Raw genomic sequence first — 18304 nt, 5'->3', positions numbered from 1 at the left:
CACACGCAGCAGCGACAAGGCGCAAAAATCACCTGCTGCGGTGAAAATTAGTGCAGTTCATTTCCTTTGTTACAAATTTTCCCGACTCCGTTCATTGCTGAAATCTTCAGCAGCGCTCCACGCCTGAATTTGTAACCTGTCAAAGGAGGGTCACTGGCATTTACATTGCGATGATCCGGCAGGTAGACAAGCACACCCCCTTCACGATGGCGCGCGTTATTCTACGTGAAATCACGCTAAACGGCAGATCAAACCGAGTATCTTTGCGAATATTTTTTCACATTTGTGTCAAGTGGCTGTGAGGCGGCAAAAAATTCCCCCTGCCCGCCCGTGACACCGCATTGGGACAGTACCAACCACTCGCTGCGGCTGCGTACGCCCGTCGCAAAAACTTGCATAGGCATGCCTTTACAGGCTTCCACCAGGCTTTGCACCAGCAGTTGGTTCTCGCTGCGCTTTTCGATGTTGCGCGCCAGACCCGGATGCAGTTTGATCAGCTCCGCATCCAGCTGCTTGATCCAGCTGGTTCCAACCAGGGTTAACCCCGCCTGAACCACTGCCACCCGAACGCCCAGAGCGTTAACCAATCGCATAACCGGCTGCAGACGGCCGATATATTGACAAACATCTGCCTCTGCAAGTTCAAAAATAATCCGCTGACGCTGCGATTTTTCACACTGCATCAAGGCATCGCGCAGCCAGCGCTGGAAACGCGGACGGATCAGCGACTCCACCGACAGCTGGAGCGCCAAATTCTCCTCGGGCCAGAAGCCTAAAAACGGCAGCAGGCGCGTTACCTGCAGGCGGTCATACTCCTCCGCCAGGCCAAACTGCAGCACCATCGGCATGTATTCCGCTGCAATCACCTCTTCTTTACCGTCGTACATCCGCGACATCAGTTCACGATGATGTACCCGCCCGTCGCGGGTGACAGCTGGTTTTTGGTACAACCGCGGCCCGCCGCGGCTCAGCATCTGTTCGATCAGCGTTCGCCAGCGAACGTTGCCGCGACCTTTCTCCGGAAGGGTGTCATCATAGACCGACCAGCTGTTGCTGCCCTGCAGCACCGCGTTGCGCGTCGCCGCTTCCGCATGTTCCATCACCTGCGCCGCCGATTGCCCGCTGCGGAACGAACAGATGCCGATATGCATCATATCGTCGCGATCGAGGATACGCGTTGGAGGCAGCGCATCCATCGCCTTCAGCAACAGGCCGGCGATACTATCCGCCTCTTTCAACGTACGGTGCGGCAGCAGCACGGCGAAGTCGCTACGGTGATAGCGCGCCAACAGCGCGCCGGGGTAACGCATAATAAAGGTAGAGAGCAGGTTGATAAGCGTAAAGTAATGTTCTTCGGCCGCCGCCCGTCCCCAGTTGTCCCGTAGCAGATCAAACTCCGGCAGACGGATCATCATCACGATGCCGTAGGTTCCCACCTTCTCCTGGTCTTCCAGCAGCGTGGCCAGCTGATTGTCAAAAAACAGGCGGTTATTCAGTCCGGTTTTCGAATCCTGCGCCGCGTAGGAGCGAATAAGCGTATCCATCCGGCTGCGCTGATCGCTGGCGAACTGCAGCTCCGACAGCAGCATATCCAGCGCGCTACTGGTGCTGGCCGGCCATTCATAGACCGACCCGCGCACCTGCGGCCCGCGCTCGCCGCTCAGGATACGCGTGGAACGCAGCTCCAGCAGCTCCTGGCCGGCCAGCTGGCGGCGGATCCAGCGGACGGCGAAGAAAATAATCACCACCATGAAGCCAATGGAGATCGACAGCGGGGCAGTGATCGACAGCGAACGGAAATAGTTCACCATCGGGTCAACGTAGACCAGATGCAGCGTAATACCAGGATGTTTAAGCGACTGAACCGTGATCTCACGGAATTGCTCATGGCTGCCGAGCGGGCGATAGCTATCGGGTCGGGAATGGCTGTAGAGCGGTTTGCCGTTGAGCATGAAATCGATATGCACGATCTCGATCGGCGTCATCAGCTCATCCAACTGCGGTTCAAGCTTATCGAAAGAGGTGGTGATGAGCCGGTTATCCAGCATGGTCGCCACCGCCTGAACGCGGTTTTCGACCTTGTTCTCAATGCCGTTATAAAAACTCAGCGAAGCGCCAATCAGCGTGACAAAGATGGTCAGGCTAGTTAGCAGCGTAATAAAGGCTGAGAACTTCGTCGTTAATCGCATCCCTGTGTTAACTCCGCGAGTGAATGACTACCCGATGAACCATCAGGCTCCCGTGCCGGCGCGCGCCTTGCCGCAAGCATTAACCTTTTAAAGCGCGACGCATACTATCAAAGATGGCGAGTCTGGCAATGGAATGCGTATTATCGGTAAAAGTATGCCGATAGCGAGTATAGTTTGCAGAAAAAATTTGCCAATCGTCGCCCGCCTGCGGCCTGCGCCAGAAGCGCTTTAATTTTAGACGCAGGATGACAAACCCGCGCCGGCGGCGCAAATTATTACCGCTATACCGTCTGGCCAGCTTACCGCCCCCTTTTCCCTGCTAAAGATGCCGGGTCATGCGCGGCAAAGGAAACGTCTTGCGCCACTTTCCGATGATTCCTGGACGACCGCGCCTCTGCTTCGGCGGCGGCTCCTCATCCTAATGTGCAATTTTTCGTGACATATTCGCCATTCATCGCCGTCTCCGTCATGCTTAGGAAAACGCATGACGGAGGACACCATGAAAAGAAAAAAACTGACGGAAGCCGACGTCACGGCCGAATCCGTTTTTATGCTCAAGCGGCGCCAGATGCTGAAAATGCTGGGCATCAGCGCGACCGCGCTTTCCCTTCCCGCCGCCGCGCAGGCCGACCTGCTGGACTGGTTTAAAGGCCACGACCGCCCACCAGCGCCAGCGGGCAAGGCCCTGGAGTTTGCTAAACCCGCCGAGTGGCAGGCTAATTTGACGCTTACCCCGGAAGATAAGGTCGCCGGTTACAATAATTTTTATGAATTCGGCCTCGATAAAGCCGATCCGGCGGCGAACGCGGGTAGCCTGCGCACCGATCCCTGGACGCTCACCATCGGTGGCGAAGTGGCGAAACCTCTGACCCTTGACCATGACGATCTGACCAAACGCTTCCCGCTGGAAGAGCGCATTTATCGTATGCGCTGTGTGGAAGCCTGGTCGATGGTGGTCCCCTGGGTCGGCTTCCCGCTGCATAAACTGCTGGCGCTGGTGGAGCCCACCAGCAGCGCGCGCTATGTGGCCTTCAAAACCCTCTATGCTCCGGATCAAATGCCCGGCCAGAAAGACCGGTTTATCGGCGGGGGGCTCGCTTACCCTTACGTGGAGGGGCTACGGCTGGATGAAGCGATGCACCCGCTGACGCTACTCACCGTCGGGGTGTATGGCAAAGCGCTGCCGCCGCAAAACGGCGCGCCGGTCCGCCTGACCGTGCCGTGGAAGTACGGTTTTAAAGGCATAAAATCCATTGTTAGTATCGAGCTGACCCGCGAGCAGCCGCCAACCACCTGGAACCTGGCGGCGCCGGACGAATACGGCTTCTTCGCCAACGTCAATCCGCACGTCGATCACCCCCGCTGGTCACAGGCTAGCGAGCGGTTTATCGGCGCCGGCGGCGTGCTCGATGTGAAGCGTCAACCGACGTTGCTGTTTAATGGCTATGCCGACGAAGTGGCGTCGCTGTATCGCGGCATGAATCTGCGGGAGAACTTCTAGTGCGTTTCACCGTCAAACAGATCGTCTGGCTGAAGGTTTTACTTCACCTTGCGGGGTTTTTGCCGCTGGTCTGGTTATTCTGGGCCGGGCACCAGGGCTACTTGAGCGCCGATCCAGCCAAGGATATCCAGCACTTTACCGGCAGAATGGCGCTTAAGTTTCTGCTGGCGACGCTGCTGGTCTCTCCGCTGGCGCGCTATGCGAAGCAGCCATTATTGATTCGCGTTCGTCGGCTGTTAGGTTTATGGTGTTTTGCCTGGGCGACGCTGCACCTGACCAGCTATACCCTACTGGAGCTGGGCATTAACAATCTGGCGCTGCTGGGCTCGGAGATTATCACCCGCCCCTATCTGACATTGGGCATGATCAGTTGGGCGATTCTGCTGGCGCTGGCGGTGACCTCCACGCAAGCGATGCAGCGAAAACTGGGGCGTCGCTGGCAACTTTTACACAACTTCGTCTATCTGGTGGCGATCCTCGCGCCGATACACTACCTGTGGTCAGTGAAGATCGTCTCGCCGCAGCCCGTTATATATGCCCTGCTGGCAGCGGGGCTATTGACATGGCGTTACAAGAAGTTCCGCCAGTGGTGGCGCGCAATCCGGTAATGTGCAGTTTCCCGCAGATCCTTTATCAACCGCGACTCTTTTTCAGATAGCGGTTGATAATCTTCCCTGATAAGACCAGTATTTAGCTGCCAATTGCTACGAAATCGTTATAATGTGCGACTTTGGTTTTCCTGACGGGGTTTTCTGACCCTGAAAAGGTGACAAGGGCGCATTGAAGGTATATGTTGTTTTTTACCCGAAAATGGCAGGAGATCGCCACACAATGGCAGTGAAGTTTCACATTTTGCTTTTGAATGGTCCAAACATTAACATGCTCGGTACCCGCGAGCCTGAGAAGTATGGCCCTCTCACGCTGGCTGAAATTGTTAACCGTTTAACATCTGAAGCGGCGGCGCTGAATGTGAGTCTGGATCACCTGCAGTCCAACGCGGAGCATGCGTTAATCGACCGAATTCATCAGGCTAAAGACAACGTGGACTATATCCTGATTAATCCGGCCGCGTTCACGCATACCAGCGTAGCAATCCGTGACGCTTTGCTCGCCGTGAACATCCCGTTTATCGAGATTCACCTGAGCAATGTGCATGCACGCGAACCCTTCCGCCAGCACTCGTATCTGTCAGATGTCGCCGCTGGCGTCATTTGCGGGCTGGGGGCGGATGGTTATTCATACGCTTTACAGACGGCGGTAAAACGCCTGTCACAATCACACTAAACAAAGAGTACGGAACCCACTCATGGATATTCGTAAGATTAAAAAACTGATCGAGCTGGTTGAAGAATCAGGTATCTCCGAACTGGAAATTTCTGAAGGCGAAGAGTCTGTTCGCATCAGCCGCTCTGCACCGGCCGCAAGCTATCCGGTTATGCAGCAGGCTTATGCTGCGCCGATGATGCAGCCTCAGGCGCCTGCCGCCGCGACTGCCGCACCAGCTGCTGCGGCTGAAGCGCCGGCGAAAGCGGAAATCAGTGGTCACATCGTACGTTCCCCGATGGTTGGTACTTTCTATCGTACGCCGAGCCCGGACGCGAAAGCGTTTGTGGAAGTTGGCCAGAAAGTTAACGTGGGCGACACCCTGTGCATCGTCGAAGCGATGAAAATGATGAACCAGATCGAAGCCGACAAAGCCGGCGTGGTGAAAGCCATTCTGATCGAAAGCGGCCAACCGGTAGAATTCGACGAGCCGCTGGTAGTTATCGAGTAACGAGGCGAACATGCTGGATAAAATTGTCATCGCTAACCGTGGCGAGATCGCACTGCGCATCCTGCGTGCCTGTAAAGAATTGGGCATCAAGACTGTCGCTGTGCACTCCACTGCGGATCGCGATCTAAAACACGTATTGTTAGCGGATGAGACGGTCTGCATCGGTCCGGCTCCGTCCGTAAAAAGCTATCTGAACATTCCGGCCATTATCAGCGCCGCTGAGATCACTGGCGCGGTAGCGATTCACCCGGGTTATGGCTTCCTCTCTGAGAACGCTAATTTTGCTGAGCAGGTTGAGCGCTCCGGTTTCATCTTCATCGGCCCGAAAGCCGACACTATCCGCCTGATGGGCGACAAAGTGTCCGCCATCACCGCCATGAAGAAAGCCGGCGTTCCGACCGTTCCAGGTTCTGATGGCCCGCTGGGCGACGACATGGACGCTAACCGCGCGCATGCCAAACGCATCGGCTACCCGGTTATCATCAAAGCCTCCGGCGGCGGCGGCGGTCGCGGTATGCGCGTTGTACGTAGCGACGCTGAACTGGCGCAATCCATCTCCATGACCAAAGCGGAAGCCAAAGCGGCTTTCAACAACGACATGGTCTACATGGAGAAATACCTGGAAAACCCACGCCACATTGAAATTCAGGTGCTGGCGGATGGTCAGGGTAACGCTATCTATCTGGCTGAACGTGACTGCTCCATGCAGCGCCGTCATCAGAAAGTGGTCGAAGAAGCGCCGGCGCCGGGCATCACCCCGGAACTGCGTCGCTACATCGGCGAGCGTTGCGCGAAAGCCTGTGTGGATATCGGCTACCGCGGGGCGGGTACCTTTGAGTTCCTGTTCGAAAACGGCGAGTTCTACTTCATTGAAATGAACACCCGTATCCAGGTAGAGCATCCGGTAACTGAAATGATCACCGGCGTTGACCTGATCAAAGAGCAGCTGCGTATCGCAGCCGGCCAGCCGCTGTCCATCAAGCAGGATGAAGTGGTAGTTCGCGGCCATGCGGTGGAATGCCGTATCAACGCCGAAGACCCGAACACCTTCCTGCCGAGCCCGGGCAAAATCACCCGTTTCCACGCGCCGGGTGGCTTTGGCGTGCGCTGGGAGTCACATATTTACGCCGGTTACACCGTACCGCCGTACTATGACTCCATGATCGGTAAACTGATCTGCTACGGCGAAAGCCGTGACGTGGCGATTGCCCGCATGAAGAATGCGCTGCAGGAGCTGATCATCGATGGCATCAAAACCAACGTCGATCTGCAGATGCGCATTATGAGCGACGAGAATTTCCAGCATGGTGGCACCAATATCCACTATCTGGAGAAAAAACTCGGCTTGCAGGAAAAATAATTCTGCTCTCTCAGCAAAAGGCCGGGTAAACCGGCCTTTTTTCTTTTTCTCTCTCCTCATCTATACCATGCGGTACAATCCCCGCTTTCTTCATCCTCAAGGGACAAAAAATGGACAAACGCTTTGTTCAGGCCCACAAAGAAGCGCGCTGGGCGCTGTGGCTGACCCTTCTCTACCTTGCCGCCTGGCTGGCCGCCGCCTATCTGCCGGGGGTGGCTATTGGCTTTACCGGCCTGCCACACTGGTTTGAAATGGCCTGCCTGCTGGTACCGCTGCTGTTCATTCTGCTGTGCTGGGCGATGGTCAAACTGATTTTCCGCGATATTTCTCTGGAGGACGATGATGCAGTTTGAGGTCATTATTCCCCTGATCGCCTACCTGGTGGTGGTGTTCGGTTTATCCCTCTACGCCATGAGAAAACGCGCCTCAGGTAGCTTTCTTAATGAGTACTTTCTCGGCAGCCGCTCGATGGGCGGCTTCGTGCTGGCCATGACGCTAACCGCCACCTATATCAGCGCCAGCTCATTTATCGGCGGACCCGGCGCCGCCTATAAATACGGCCTGGGCTGGGTGCTGCTGGCGATGATCCAGCTCCCCGCCATCTGGCTGTCGCTGGGCGTGCTGGGGAAAAAATTCGCCATCCTTGCGCGTCGCTATAATGCTGTCACCCTCAATGACATGCTGTTTGCGCGCTATCAGAGTCGCCTGCTGGTCTGGCTGGCCAGCCTGAGTCTGCTGGTGGCCTTTGTCGGCGCCATGACCGTCCAGTTTATCGGCGGCGCCCGCCTGCTGGAGACGGCTGCCGGTATTCCTTACGATACCGGCCTGCTGATCTTCGGGGTCAGCATCGCGCTGTATACCGCCTATGGCGGCTTTCGCGCCAGCGTGCTCAACGACACGATGCAGGGCATGGTAATGCTGATCGGCACGATCGTGCTGCTGGTGGGCGTGATCCACGCCGCCGGGGGGGTTGCCATGCGGTAGAGACGCTGCAGTCGATCGACGTCAAGCTGGTGTCCCCGCAGGGCGCGGAGGATATCCTCTCGCCAACCTTTATGGCCTCGTTTTGGGTGCTGGTCTGCTTCGGCGTTATTGGTCTGCCACATACCGCAGTGCGCTGTATCTCCTACAAAGACAGCAAAGCCGTGCATCGCGGCATCATTATCGGCACCATCGTGGTGGCGATCCTGATGTTTGGCATGCATCTGGCTGGGGCATTAGGCCGGGCGGTGATCCCCGATTTAACCGTGCCGGATCTGGTGATCCCGACGCTGATGGTTAAAGTGCTTCCGCCCTTTGCCGCCGGGATCTTCCTTGCCGCGCCGATGGCGGCGATTATGTCGACGATCAATGCCCAACTTCTGCAAAGTTCCGCTACGATCATCAAAGATCTGTACCTGAACTGGCGGCCGGATCAGGCGACTAACGAAAAGCGGCTTAAACGCATGTCCGCCGGCATCACGCTCCTGCTGGGGGTCTTGTTGCTGCTCGCGGCCTGGCGGCCGCCGGAGATGATAATCTGGCTGAACCTGCTGGCCTTCGGCGGCCTGGAAGCCGTCTTCCTGTGGCCGCTGGTGCTGGGCCTTTACTGGGAACGCGCCAACGCGGCTGGCGCGCTGAGCGCGATGATCGTAGGCGGCGTCCTGTATGCCGTACTGGCCACGCTGAAAGTGCAGTTTCTGGGCTTTCACCCGATCGTTCCCGCGCTGCTGCTGAGTTTGCTGGCGTTTGTGGCGGGGAACCGTTTCGGTCGTCCCGCCCCACAGCCCCCCATTTTGACTACTGATAAATAAAGAGTTTTGCTATGCCATGGATCCAACTGAAACTAAATACCACCGGCGCGAACGCTGAAGATCTTAGCGATGCGCTGATGGAGGCCGGAGCGGTCTCGATCACCTTCCAGGATACGCACGATACGCCGGTATTTGAGCCATTGCCCGGGGAAACCCGCCTGTGGGGGGATACCGACGTAATCGGCCTGTTCGATGCTGAAACCGATATGAAAGCGGTCGTTGCCCAACTGGAGCAGCATCCGCTGCTGGGCGCCGGGTTCGCGCATAAGATCGAGCAGCTGGAAGATAAAGACTGGGAACGGGAATGGATGGATAACTTCCACCCCATGCGCTTCGGGGAGCGGCTATGGATCTGCCCAAGCTGGCGCGATGTTCCGGATGAAAATGCCGTCAACGTGATGCTCGATCCGGGTCTGGCCTTTGGCACCGGTACGCATCCGACGACATCCCTGTGCCTGCAGTGGCTGGATGGACTCGACCTCAACGGAAAAACGGTGATTGATTTCGGCTGCGGCTCCGGCATCCTGGCGATTGCCGCACTGAAGCTGGGGGCGCAAAAGCAATCGGGATTGATATCGACCCGCAGGCTATTCAGGCCAGTCGTGATAACGCGCAGCGTAACGGCGTTTCTGAACGCCTGGAGCTCTATCTTCCTCAGGACCAACCGGAGTCGATGAAAGCCGACGTGGTGGTCGCGAATATCCTGGCAGGCCCGCTGCGTGAGCTGGCGCCATTAATCAGCGTCCTGCCCGTTTCAGGCGGTTTGCTGGGGCTTTCCGGCATCCTTGCCAGCCAGGCGGAGAGCGTCTGTGAAGCCTACGCCGATCTCTTCACCCTTGACCCGGTGGTCGAGAAGGAAGAGTGGTGCCGGATTACCGGCCGGAAAAACTAAGCGCGATGCGGCCTACGGGCCGCATTTTTGTTTCCAGTAGCCACCAAATAATGCCAGGAAATGAGAGGCAGATCGCACTACAGAGCACTTTTTTGGCTACAAAAACAGCGTTTTATATCGCCATGCGGCCAGTTTATCCAAGAAAAATCGAGAAGTTTTATGATTTTATAAATGGACACAAATTATCCATCATCCATTAAATCAATGATTAATATAAGTATTTATTCATCCCTTTTACGCTAGTCCCGGATTCATTGATCTGCAACAGAGGATTGCTCAAAGTTTGGCCTTTCATCTCGTGCAAAAAATGCGTAATATACGCCGCCTTGCAGTCACAGTATGGTCATTTCTTAACTCATGCGCATCGGACACCACCAGCTCAGAAATCGCCTGATCGCAGCGCCCATGGCTGGCATTACTGACAGACCATTCCGGACGCTGTGCTACGAGATGGGAGCGGGTTTAACCGTTTCCGAGATGATGTCTTCTAACCCACAGGTGTGGGAGAGCGACAAGTCCCGTTTACGGATGGTGCATATCGATGAGCCCGGTATTCGTACCGTGCAAATCGCCGGTAGCGTGCCGGAAGAGATGGCTGCCGCCGCGCGGATTAACGTGGAAAGTGGCGCCCAGATTATTGATATCAATATGGGATGCCCGGCGAAAAAGGTGAATCGCAAGCTTGCAGGTTCAGCCCTCTTGCAGTACCCCGACCAGGTGAAGTCGATCCTGACGGCGGTCGTTAACGCGGTGGACGTTCCTGTGACTCTCAAGATTCGCACCGGTTGGGAACCGGAACACCGTAACTGCGTAGAGATTGCCCAACTGGCCGAAGAGTGTGGCATTCAGGCTCTGACTATTCACGGACGCACCCGCGCCTGCTTGTTTAACGGAGACGCTGAGTACGACAGTATTCGGGCAGTTAAGCAGAAAGTTTCCATTCCGATTATCGCGAATGGCGACATTACTGACCCGCTTAAAGCCAGAGCTGTGCTCGACTATACAGGGGCTGATGCCCTGATGATAGGCCGTGCAGCTCAGGGAAGACCCTGGATCTTTCGGGAAATCCAGCATTATCTGGACACTGGAGAGCTGCTGCCCCCGCTGCCGCTGGCAGAGGTGAAGCGCTTGCTTTGTGCGCACGTTCGGGAGTTGCATGACTTTTATGGTCAGGCAAAAGGGTACCGAATCGCGCGTAAACACGTCTCCTGGTATCTTCAGGAACATGCTCCAGATGACCAGTTTCGGCGCACATTCAACGCCATTGAGGATGCCAGCGAACAGCTGGAGGCGTTGGAGGCATACTTCGAAAATTTTGCGTAATAGAAATAAAGAGCTGACAGAACTATGTTCGAACAACGCGTAAATTCTGACGTACTGACCGTTTCTACCGTTAACTCTCAGGATCAGGTAACTCAAAAGCCCCTGCGTGACTCGGTTAAACAGGCACTGAAGAACTATTTTGCTCAACTGAACGGTCAGGATGTGAATGACCTGTATGAGCTGGTACTGGCTGAAGTTGAACAGCCCCTGTTGGACATGGTGATGCAATACACCCGTGGTAACCAGACCCGCGCTGCTCTGATGATGGGCATCAACCGCGGTACGCTGCGTAAAAAACTGAAAAAATACGGCATGAACTGATACTAGTCAGTTGCTTGCTTGATATAAAAGGCGCTCTTCGGCATGGGGAAGCGCCTTTTTTATTATCTGCGCCAACAGAACTCATTACTGATTCACCAGCCGTAGCGCAGGCCCTCCCGATAAACGCGCAGCACAGACCACCGCCATTATATTATCCACCAGCGCAGGCGCCTGCTGATAAAGATCGAAGCGTTGCGGATCGAGCAGCCAGTTTTTAATCAGCCCGGAAAAAGCACTGTGTAAAACAATTAATATCATCTCAATGTTTGTTTCGGCTGGCAATATATTGTTACGCACGCAGCACTGCAGGATGCCGCCAATGAGTGAATAATTAAAACCAATACGTTGGCGAATTTCGTATTCCGAAAGCATATCACTGGAAAACTCACAGCGCTGATAAAGAATTTGCATCAGAGCGCGCTGTCGAGGATTCGCAGCAATATAGCGCAGGCCTGCAATAAACCGCTCGCGTAAAGCATTTAACGGCTCCTGTTCGTACTCTATGGCCTGACTGGGCTGAATCAAATCTCTAAGCGGCGGCTGCTGCTGCCACATTTCATTAAACAGCTCCGTCTTACTGGCAAAATGCCAGTACACCGCGCCGCGAGTCACTCCCGCCGCATCGGCGATATCCGTCAGGGTGGTGTTGGTTACTCCGCGCAGGGCGAACTGCTGGATTGCGGACTCAATCAGGAGCTGCCGCGTGCGCTGCGCCTCTTCTTTTGTTTTTCTTGCCATACAAGGCCCACTTCCCGATAAGCAGATAATATAGGATATTCTTAATTAGAATTAATCTAGCATTTGCCATGAAGTATTATTTAGCAAAAATGCAGACAAGTTAATCCTGATGCGAAAAGAGAATTAATTATTCAAGTGAATATCACCGGAAAATACATTCACTGAAATAATGTCTATTTATCAACTTTTACAATTGCGATAAATCGCAATACTACAGTGACCATTTTTTTGTTTTTGCGTGCCTTGCTGATTGCTTAAAAATAAGTATCTCTTACATCCAACGGCGTTTATTTGTAGGATGGCAAACTGCTTTTTGATTCCCTCTTTCTTTCACAGATTCGCCGCCTGATTGGGTACGTAATCTATAAGGAACCGCCATGACGACTCACGCCAGAGTGACACTTTTATCCGGTTTAATTATCTCGGCCTTATTGCTAACCGGTTGCGATAATTCTGACAACCAGCAACCCCATGCGCAGGCGCCGCAGGTGACGGTCCATGTCGTGAACAGCGCGCCGCTATCAGTCACCACCGAACTGCCGGGCCGAACCTCTGCTTTTCGCGTAGCGGAAGTCCGCCCCCAGGTGAGCGGTATCATTCTGAAGCGTAACTTTGTTGAAGGAAGTGATGTCGAAGCAGGCCAGTCGCTCTATCAGATCGATCCGGCGACCTACCAGGCGGCGTGGAACAGCGCCAAAGGCGATGAGGCCAAAGCCGAAGCCGCGGCCGCTATCGCCCATTTGACGGTGAAACGCTACGTTCCACTGCTGGGTACTAAATATATCAGCCAGCAGGAATACGATCAGGCAGTGGCCACCGCCCGCCAGGCCGATGCCGATGTCATCGCCACCAAAGCTGCCGTAGAAACGGCCCGTATCAACCTGGCCTACACCAAAGTAACCTCCCCCATTAGCGGGCGCATCGGTAAATCGAGCGTCACCGAAGGGGCGCTGGTCACCAACGGCCAGTCGGATGCCCTGGCTACCGTCCAGCAGCTCGATCCCATCTATGTTGACGTGACGGAGTCCAGTAATGACTTCATGCGCCTTAAGCAGGAAAGCCTGCAGCGCGGCGGTGATACCAAAAGCGTTGAGCTGGTCATGGAGAACGGCCAGGCCTATCCGCTCAAAGGTTCACTGCAGTTTTCTGACGTCACTGTTGATGAAAGTACGGGCTCAATTACTCTGCGCGCTATCTTCCCTAACCCGCAGCATGTCCTGCTGCCGGGGATGTTCGTCCGCGCCCGCATAGACGAAGGCGTCGATCCGCAGGCTATCCTGGTACCGCAGCAAGGGGTGACCCGCACGCCGCGTGGTGATGCCTCTGTGATGCTGGTGAATGACAAAAACCAGGTTGAAACCCGGGAAGTGGTCGCGACTCAGGCCGTTGGCGATAAGTGGCTTATCACCAGTGGGCTGAAGCCGGGCGATAAAGTGATTGTCAGCGGCTTACAGAAAGTCCGTCCAGGCGTCACTGTCAAAGCGGAAGCGGAGCGTGCGGCGCCGGCCGTGCAATAAGGATACCCAGCCATGTCTAAGTTTTTTATTCATCGACCGGTCTTCGCCTGGGTGCTGGCTATCATTATGATGATTGCCGGCGGCCTGGCCATCCTGCAGCTGCCGATAGCTCAGTACCCGACAATCGCCCCTCCTGCGGTAGCGATCTCCGCCACCTACCCCGGTGCAGATGCCCAGACCGTACAGGATACGGTAACCCAGGTTATCGAGCAGAATATGAACGGCATCGACAATCTGATGTATATGTCGTCGACCAGCGACTCTGCCGGTTCGGTAACCATTACGCTCACCTTTAAATCGGGTACCGATCCCGATATTGCCCAGGTACAGGTGCAAAACAAACTGCAGCTGGCCACGCCGCTGCTGCCCCAGGAAGTACAGCAGCAGGGGATTAGCGTCGAGAAATCCAGTAGCAGCTTCCTGTTGGTCGCCGGCTTTATCTCTGATAACCCGACCACCACCCAGGACGATATTTCTGACTATGTTGCCTCCAATGTCAAAGATCCTATTAGCCGCCTCAACGGCGTGGGCGATGTGCAGCTGTTCGGCGCGCAGTACGCCATGCGCGTCTGGCTGGATGGCAACCTGCTGAATAAATACAACCTGACGCCGGTGGACGTCATCAATGCGCTGCAGGTCCAGAACGATCAGATCGCCGCGGGTCAGCTCGGCGGTACGCCAGCGCTGAAAGGCCAGCAGTTGAACGCGTCAATCATCGCTCAGACGCGGCTCAAAGATCCGCAGGAGTTTGGCAAGGTCACGCTGCGGGTCAATGCCGATGGCTCTGTCGTCCATCTGAAAGACGTCGCCCGCATTGAGCTAGGGGGAGAGAACTATAACGTTGTCGCCAGAATTAACGGTAAACCTGCCTCTGGTCTGGGTATTAAGCTTGCGACCGGCGCCAACGCCCTGGATACCGCCACCGCGATTAAAGCGAAGCTGGCCGAGCTGCAGCCCTACTTCCCTCAGGGGATGAAGGTGGTCTATCCGTATGATACGACCCCTTTCGTCAAAATCTCCATTCACGAAGTGGTCAAAACGCTTTTTGAAGCAATTATTCTCGTATTTCTTGTCATGTATCTGTTCCTGCAGAACATGCGCGCAACGCTCATTCCAACCATTGCCGTACCCGTGGTGCTGTTGGGCACCTTCGCGGTATTGTCGATGTTTGGCTACTCCATCAACACGCTGACGATGTTTGGCATGGTGTTGGCGATAGGTCTGCTGGTCGATGACGCTATCGTAGTAGTGGAAAACGTCGAACGTGTGATGGTTGAGGAGAAGCTCTCGCCAAAAGAAGCGACGGAAAAATCTATGTCGCAGATCCAGGGAGCGCTGGTGGGTATCGCCATGGTGCTCTCCGCAGTATTTGTCCCGATGGCCTTTTTCGGCGGCTCAACCGGCGCGATTTATCGTCAGTTTTCAATCACCATCGTCTCCGCCATGGCGCTCTCCGTGCTGGTTGCGCTGGTACTGACTCCGGCGCTCTGCGCCACGTTGTTGAAGCCAGCCTCAGCTGAACACCATGAGAAAAAAGGATTTTTCGGCTGGTTTAACGCCCGCTTCGACCAGAGCGTTAACCACTATACCAACAGCGTCAGCGGTATTTTACGTGGAACTGGCCGTTATCTGGTGATCTACCTGCTGATCGTCGTGGGGATGGCCGTGCTGTTCATGCGCTTGCCCACGTCCTTTCTGCCCGACGAAGACCAGGGCGTCTTCCTGACCATGATCCAGCTGCCGTCCGGTGCTACCCAGGAGCGCACGCAGAAGGTCCTGGATACGGTGACAGACTACTACCTGCATAACGAGAAGGCCAACGTCGAAAGCGTCTTTACCGTTAACGGCTTCAGCTTCAGCGGCCAGGGACAAAACTCCGGTATGGCGTTTGTCAGCCTGAAGCCCTGGGAAGCGCGCAGCGGCGATGAAAACAGCGTGGAGTCCATCATCAAGCGGGCCACCGTAGCCTTTAGCCAGATCAAAGACGCCATGGTTTTCCCGTTCAACATGCCAGCCATTATTGAGCTGGGTACCGCCACCGGCTTCGACTTTGAACTGATCGACCAGGGCGGACTCGGTCATACCGCTCTGACCCAGGCGCGCAATCAACTGCTGGGCATGGTGAAACAGCATCCGGATCAGCTGGTTCGGGTACGCCCTAATGGGCTGGAAGATACCCCTCAGTTCAAACTGGATGTCGATCAGGAAAAAGCGCAGGCGCTGGGCGTATCGCTCTCCGATATCAATGAAACGATATCAGCCGCGCTGGGCGGATACTACGTCAATGACTTTATTGACCGCGGCCGCGTGAAAAAAGTGTACGTTCAGGCTGATGCCCACTTCCGTATGCTGCCGAGCGACATTACCAACATGTATGTTCGTAGCGCCAACGGCGAAATGGTGCCGTTCTCCGCCTTTGTCACTTCACGCTGGATATATGGCTCGCCGCGCCTGGAGCGCTACAACGGGTTGCCATCTATGGAGATCCTCGGCGAAGCTTCGCCAGGCAAAAGTACCGGGGAAGCCATGGCGCTGATGGAAACGCTGGCCAGTAAACTGCCGAGCGGCATCGGTTATGACTGGACCGGGATGTCTTACCAGGAACGGCTCTCCGGCAACCAGGCGCCTGCGCTCTATGCCATCTCGCTGATCGTCGTCTTCCTGTGTCTGGCGGCGCTGTATGAGAGCTGGTCGATCCCCTTCTCAGTCATGTTAGTGGTTCCGCTGGGGGTCATTGGCGCGCTGTTAGCCGCCACGCTGCGTGGGCTGAATAATGACGTTTACTTCCAGGTCGGACTCTTGACCACGATCGGTTTGTCGGCCAAGAATGCGATCCTGATCGTCGAGTTCGCCAAGGATCTGATGGAGAAAGAAGGGAAAGGGATCATTGAGGCCACGCTGGAGGCATCGCGGATGCGCCTGCGGCCTATTCTGATGACCTCTCTGGCCTTTATTCTCGGGGTCATGCCGCTGGTGATTAGCCATGGTGCCGGCAGCGGGGCGCAGAATGCGGTTGGCACCGGCGTGATGGGCGGGATGCTGACCGCGACGCTGCTGGCGATCTTCTTTGTTCCGGTGTTCTTCGTAGTCGTTAGACGACGCTTTACCCGGCACGCTGAATAACTCGGCTATGTCTTGAAGGCGCCCCTTGCGGGCGCTTTTTTTCGCATGCAATATTGGCAGCCAGCTAAACGCGCCGCAGTCTGGCAACCGCCATTGCACGCAGCATCGCTGAATCACAATCTTTCTCTCCATCTTTTCTGCATATTCCCGGGCTTATCTTCACGATATTTACGCGGCTCATATATTGAGATGATTTCGGCCTCCGGCCCGGACAATCCGCGGTGATAAAATAAGCCATTCCGTTCTGCACTGGCTTTCAGTACAACCCAGCGGATTATCCAGAGGTAATATCATGAAAAAGTATTTAATCGTGGCGCTGCTGGCCTCTCTACTGGCAGGCTGTGCCCATGACTCTCCCTGCGTACCGGTTTATGACTCGCAAGGCCGCTTAGTCCATACCAATACCTGTATGAAAGGCACAACAGAAGACAACTGGGAAACCGCAGGCGCAATCGCCGGGGGTGCGGCCGCGGTAGCCGGCCTCACGTTAGGGATCGTTGCTCTGACCCGCTAGATCGCTTCCCCAACCGCAGATACAGGTATATCCCCTGTATCTGCTCCACTCCATTCCCCAAAGTAAGCGATCATTCAGGCTCTTCCTGACGATAGTTCGCCAGCTTTCTTAGCCGTTGTTGTTGCCAGAGACCGCTGGCAATGAGTCGTCCATCGCTATCGGCAAACTTTTCAGATTCAGGGTTCAGAACCAACAAACACCAAAGGCCCGGTCGAAGAGCGGGCCTTTACTCTGATGGTGAGCAATGATGGCGAACGTCCTTTCCCTCTCTCCGGGCCGTTGCTGCGCAATGTTCATTTCGATGCCAGTTAGATTTTCCCTGGGCAGCAAAGAAGCTCATCGGCAAACAACAGATAACACAAAAGCAAAAGGCCCAGTCTTTCGACTGGGCCTTTTGCTTTATTTGATGCCTGGCGATTCCCTACTCTCACATGGGGAGACCCCACACTACCATCGGCGCTACGACGTTTCACTTCTGAGTTCGGCATGGGGTCAGGTGGGACCGCCGCGCTATTGTCGCCAGGCAAATTCTTTACAACGTGCCGAACTTTAACCTAAAAAGTGGTGCTGATACCCAGAGTCGAACTGGGGACCTCACCCTTACCAAGGGTGCGCTCTACCAACTGAGCCATATCAGCACGCTAAATTTGATGCCTGGCAGTTCCCTACTCTCACATGGGGAGACCCCACACTACCATCGGCGCTACGGCGTTTCACTTCTGAGTTCGGCATGGGGTCAGGTGGGACCACCGCGCTAGTGCCGCCAGGCAAATTCTGTTTTATCAACACGTCTCACCGACGTATCGATTAATCTGTATCAGAGCTGAAAATTCTCTCAAATCGCCAAAACATCTTCGGCGTTGTAAGGTTAAGCCTCACGGTTCATTAGTACCGGTTAGCTCAACGCATCGCTGCGCTTACACACCCGGCCTATCAACGTCATCGTCTTTAACGTTCCTTCAGGAGACTTAAAGTCTCAGGGAGAACTCATCTCGGGGCAAGTTTCGTGCTTAGATGCTTTCAGCACTTATCTCTTCCGCATTTAGCTACCGGGCAGTGCCATTGGCATGACAACCCGAACACCAGTGATGCGTCCACTCCGGTCCTCTCGTACTAGGAGCACGCCCCCCTNAATTCTCCAGCGCCCACGGCAGATAGGGACCGAACTGTCTCACGACGTTCTAAACCCAGCTCGCGTACCACTTAAATGGACGAACAGCCATACCCTTGGGACCTACTTCACGCCCCAGGACTGTGAT

General features: G+C 55.2%; 13 protein-coding genes, 1 tRNA gene, 3 rRNA genes and 3 pseudogenes. 13 read left to right on the top strand and 7 right to left on the bottom strand.

The window, feature by feature from the left end; translation table 11 throughout:
* Positions 1–248: 248 nt before the first annotated feature.
* The gene (gene csrD / locus HMPREF1024_RS04105; RefSeq protein WP_009309618.1) at positions 249–2189 is read right to left on the bottom strand and encodes an RNase E specificity factor CsrD; all 1941 of its coding nucleotides are present in this window, start codon (positions 2187–2189) and stop codon (positions 249–251) included.
* A 79-nt stretch (positions 2190–2268) separates the two neighbouring features.
* The gene (locus HMPREF1024_RS0127475; RefSeq protein ID WP_004144963.1) at positions 2269–2460 is read right to left on the bottom strand and encodes a hypothetical protein; all 192 of its coding nucleotides are present in this window, start codon (positions 2458–2460) and stop codon (positions 2269–2271) included.
* Positions 2461–2688: 228 nt separating this feature from the next.
* On the opposite strand from HMPREF1024_RS0127475, the gene msrP reads away from it, so the two are divergent.
* The 10 genes and pseudogenes from msrP (at position 2689) to fis (ending at position 11153) form a co-directional block, all read left to right on the top strand.
* The gene (gene msrP, locus HMPREF1024_RS04110) at positions 2689–3690 is read left to right on the top strand and encodes a protein-methionine-sulfoxide reductase catalytic subunit MsrP (RefSeq protein WP_009309617.1); all 1002 of its coding nucleotides are present in this window, start codon (positions 2689–2691) and stop codon (positions 3688–3690) included.
* A complete protein-coding gene (gene msrQ / locus HMPREF1024_RS04115) occupies positions 3690–4298 on the top strand; it encodes a protein-methionine-sulfoxide reductase heme-binding subunit MsrQ (RefSeq protein WP_004181434.1) in 609 nt (202 codons plus the stop codon). The genes msrP and msrQ overlap by 1 nt, the downstream gene beginning before the upstream one ends.
* A gap of 223 nt (positions 4299–4521) precedes the next feature.
* On the top strand, positions 4522–4974 hold the full coding sequence (gene aroQ, locus HMPREF1024_RS04120; RefSeq protein ID WP_004174104.1) for a type II 3-dehydroquinate dehydratase: 453 nt from the start codon (positions 4522–4524) through the stop codon (positions 4972–4974).
* A gap of 22 nt (positions 4975–4996) precedes the next feature.
* Positions 4997–5464: an acetyl-CoA carboxylase biotin carboxyl carrier protein gene (gene accB / locus HMPREF1024_RS04125; protein WP_002918736.1), complete on the top strand. Its 468-nt coding sequence runs from the start codon at positions 4997–4999 to the stop codon at positions 5462–5464.
* A gap of 10 nt (positions 5465–5474) precedes the next feature.
* Positions 5475–6824: an acetyl-CoA carboxylase biotin carboxylase subunit gene (gene accC / locus HMPREF1024_RS04130; RefSeq protein WP_002918738.1), complete on the top strand. Its 1350-nt coding sequence runs from the start codon at positions 5475–5477 to the stop codon at positions 6822–6824.
* 110 nt (positions 6825–6934) lie between these two features.
* Positions 6935–7177: a YhdT family protein gene (locus HMPREF1024_RS04135; RefSeq protein WP_002918740.1), complete on the top strand. Its 243-nt coding sequence runs from the start codon at positions 6935–6937 to the stop codon at positions 7175–7177.
* A pseudogene (panF, locus tag HMPREF1024_RS0127470) lies at positions 7167–8617 on the top strand (sodium/pantothenate symporter). Before HMPREF1024_RS04135 ends, panF begins: the two are co-directional and overlap by 11 nt.
* An 11-nt stretch (positions 8618–8628) precedes the next feature.
* A pseudogene (gene prmA / locus HMPREF1024_RS0127465) lies at positions 8629–9509 on the top strand (50S ribosomal protein L11 methyltransferase).
* Between the two features lie 357 nt (positions 9510–9866).
* Positions 9867–10875 (top strand): annotated as a pseudogene (gene dusB / locus HMPREF1024_RS04140) (tRNA dihydrouridine synthase DusB).
* Complete coding sequence (fis, locus tag HMPREF1024_RS04145) at positions 10857–11153, top strand: DNA-binding transcriptional regulator Fis (protein ID WP_000462905.1); 297 nt, start codon at positions 10857–10859, stop codon at positions 11151–11153. The pseudogene dusB and the gene fis overlap by 19 nt, the downstream one beginning before the upstream one ends.
* A gap of 84 nt (positions 11154–11237) precedes the next feature.
* On the opposite strand, the gene envR is transcribed toward fis, so the two are convergent.
* Positions 11238–11891, bottom strand: coding sequence for an acrEF/envCD operon transcriptional regulator (gene envR, locus HMPREF1024_RS04150; protein ID WP_004185881.1), 654 nt, complete (start codon positions 11889–11891; stop codon positions 11238–11240).
* A gap of 377 nt (positions 11892–12268) precedes the next feature.
* On the opposite strand from envR, the gene HMPREF1024_RS04155 reads away from it, so the two are divergent.
* The 3 genes from HMPREF1024_RS04155 (at position 12269) to HMPREF1024_RS04165 (ending at position 17045) form a co-directional block, all read left to right on the top strand.
* Positions 12269–13408, top strand: a complete 1140-nt coding sequence (locus HMPREF1024_RS04155) for an efflux RND transporter periplasmic adaptor subunit (RefSeq protein WP_002919101.1) — start codon at positions 12269–12271, stop codon at positions 13406–13408.
* A 12-nt stretch (positions 13409–13420) separates the two neighbouring features.
* Positions 13421–16531, top strand: a complete 3111-nt coding sequence (locus HMPREF1024_RS04160) for an efflux RND transporter permease subunit (RefSeq protein WP_009309612.1) — start codon at positions 13421–13423, stop codon at positions 16529–16531.
* A gap of 292 nt (positions 16532–16823) precedes the next feature.
* Positions 16824–17045 carry a membrane protein gene (locus HMPREF1024_RS04165; RefSeq protein ID WP_002919103.1) on the top strand — a complete coding sequence of 74 codons (222 nt, stop codon included), beginning with the start codon at positions 16824–16826 and terminating at the stop codon, positions 17043–17045.
* A 408-nt stretch (positions 17046–17453) separates the two neighbouring features.
* Here HMPREF1024_RS04165 and rrf (HMPREF1024_RS04170) read toward each other — a convergent pair.
* The 4 genes from rrf (HMPREF1024_RS04170) to HMPREF1024_RS0127460 form a co-directional block, all read right to left on the bottom strand.
* A 5S ribosomal RNA gene (gene rrf, locus HMPREF1024_RS04170) occupies positions 17454–17569 on the bottom strand.
* Between the two features lie 38 nt (positions 17570–17607).
* Positions 17608–17683 (bottom strand) — tRNA-Thr (locus tag HMPREF1024_RS04175).
* A gap of 14 nt (positions 17684–17697) precedes the next feature.
* Positions 17698–17813 (bottom strand): 5S ribosomal RNA (rrf, locus tag HMPREF1024_RS04180).
* A gap of 96 nt (positions 17814–17909) precedes the next feature.
* A 23S ribosomal RNA gene (locus HMPREF1024_RS0127460) occupies positions 17910–18304 on the bottom strand; the annotation flags it as partial.

The sequence above is a fragment of the Klebsiella sp. 4_1_44FAA genome, assembly GCF_000238715.1.
In the GTDB taxonomy this organism is placed as follows: Bacteria; Pseudomonadota; Gammaproteobacteria; order Enterobacterales; family Enterobacteriaceae; genus Klebsiella; species Klebsiella pneumoniae.
The sequence above is the reverse complement of the archived record's forward strand: the minus strand, read 5'-3'. Positions and strand labels throughout refer to the sequence as shown.

Coding starts and splice junctions, on each gene's coding strand:
- msrP (WP_009309617.1), top strand. CDS start 2,689: ATGAAAAGAAAAAAACTGACGGAAGCCGACGTCACGGCCGAATCCGTT.
- accC (WP_002918738.1), top strand. CDS start 5,475: ATGCTGGATAAAATTGTCATCGCTAACCGTGGCGAGATCGCACTGCGC.
- envR (WP_004185881.1), bottom strand. CDS start 11,891: ATGGCAAGAAAAACAAAAGAAGAGGCGCAGCGCACGCGGCAGCTCCTG.
- HMPREF1024_RS04155 (WP_002919101.1), top strand. CDS start 12,269: ATGACGACTCACGCCAGAGTGACACTTTTATCCGGTTTAATTATCTCG.
- HMPREF1024_RS04160 (WP_009309612.1), top strand. CDS start 13,421: ATGTCTAAGTTTTTTATTCATCGACCGGTCTTCGCCTGGGTGCTGGCT.
- fis (WP_000462905.1), top strand. CDS start 10,857: ATGTTCGAACAACGCGTAAATTCTGACGTACTGACCGTTTCTACCGTT.
- accB (WP_002918736.1), top strand. CDS start 4,997: ATGGATATTCGTAAGATTAAAAAACTGATCGAGCTGGTTGAAGAATCA.
- HMPREF1024_RS04165 (WP_002919103.1), top strand. CDS start 16,824: ATGAAAAAGTATTTAATCGTGGCGCTGCTGGCCTCTCTACTGGCAGGC.
- aroQ (WP_004174104.1), top strand. CDS start 4,522: ATGGCAGTGAAGTTTCACATTTTGCTTTTGAATGGTCCAAACATTAAC.
- HMPREF1024_RS04135 (WP_002918740.1), top strand. CDS start 6,935: ATGGACAAACGCTTTGTTCAGGCCCACAAAGAAGCGCGCTGGGCGCTG.
- csrD (WP_009309618.1), bottom strand. CDS start 2,189: ATGCGATTAACGACGAAGTTCTCAGCCTTTATTACGCTGCTAACTAGC.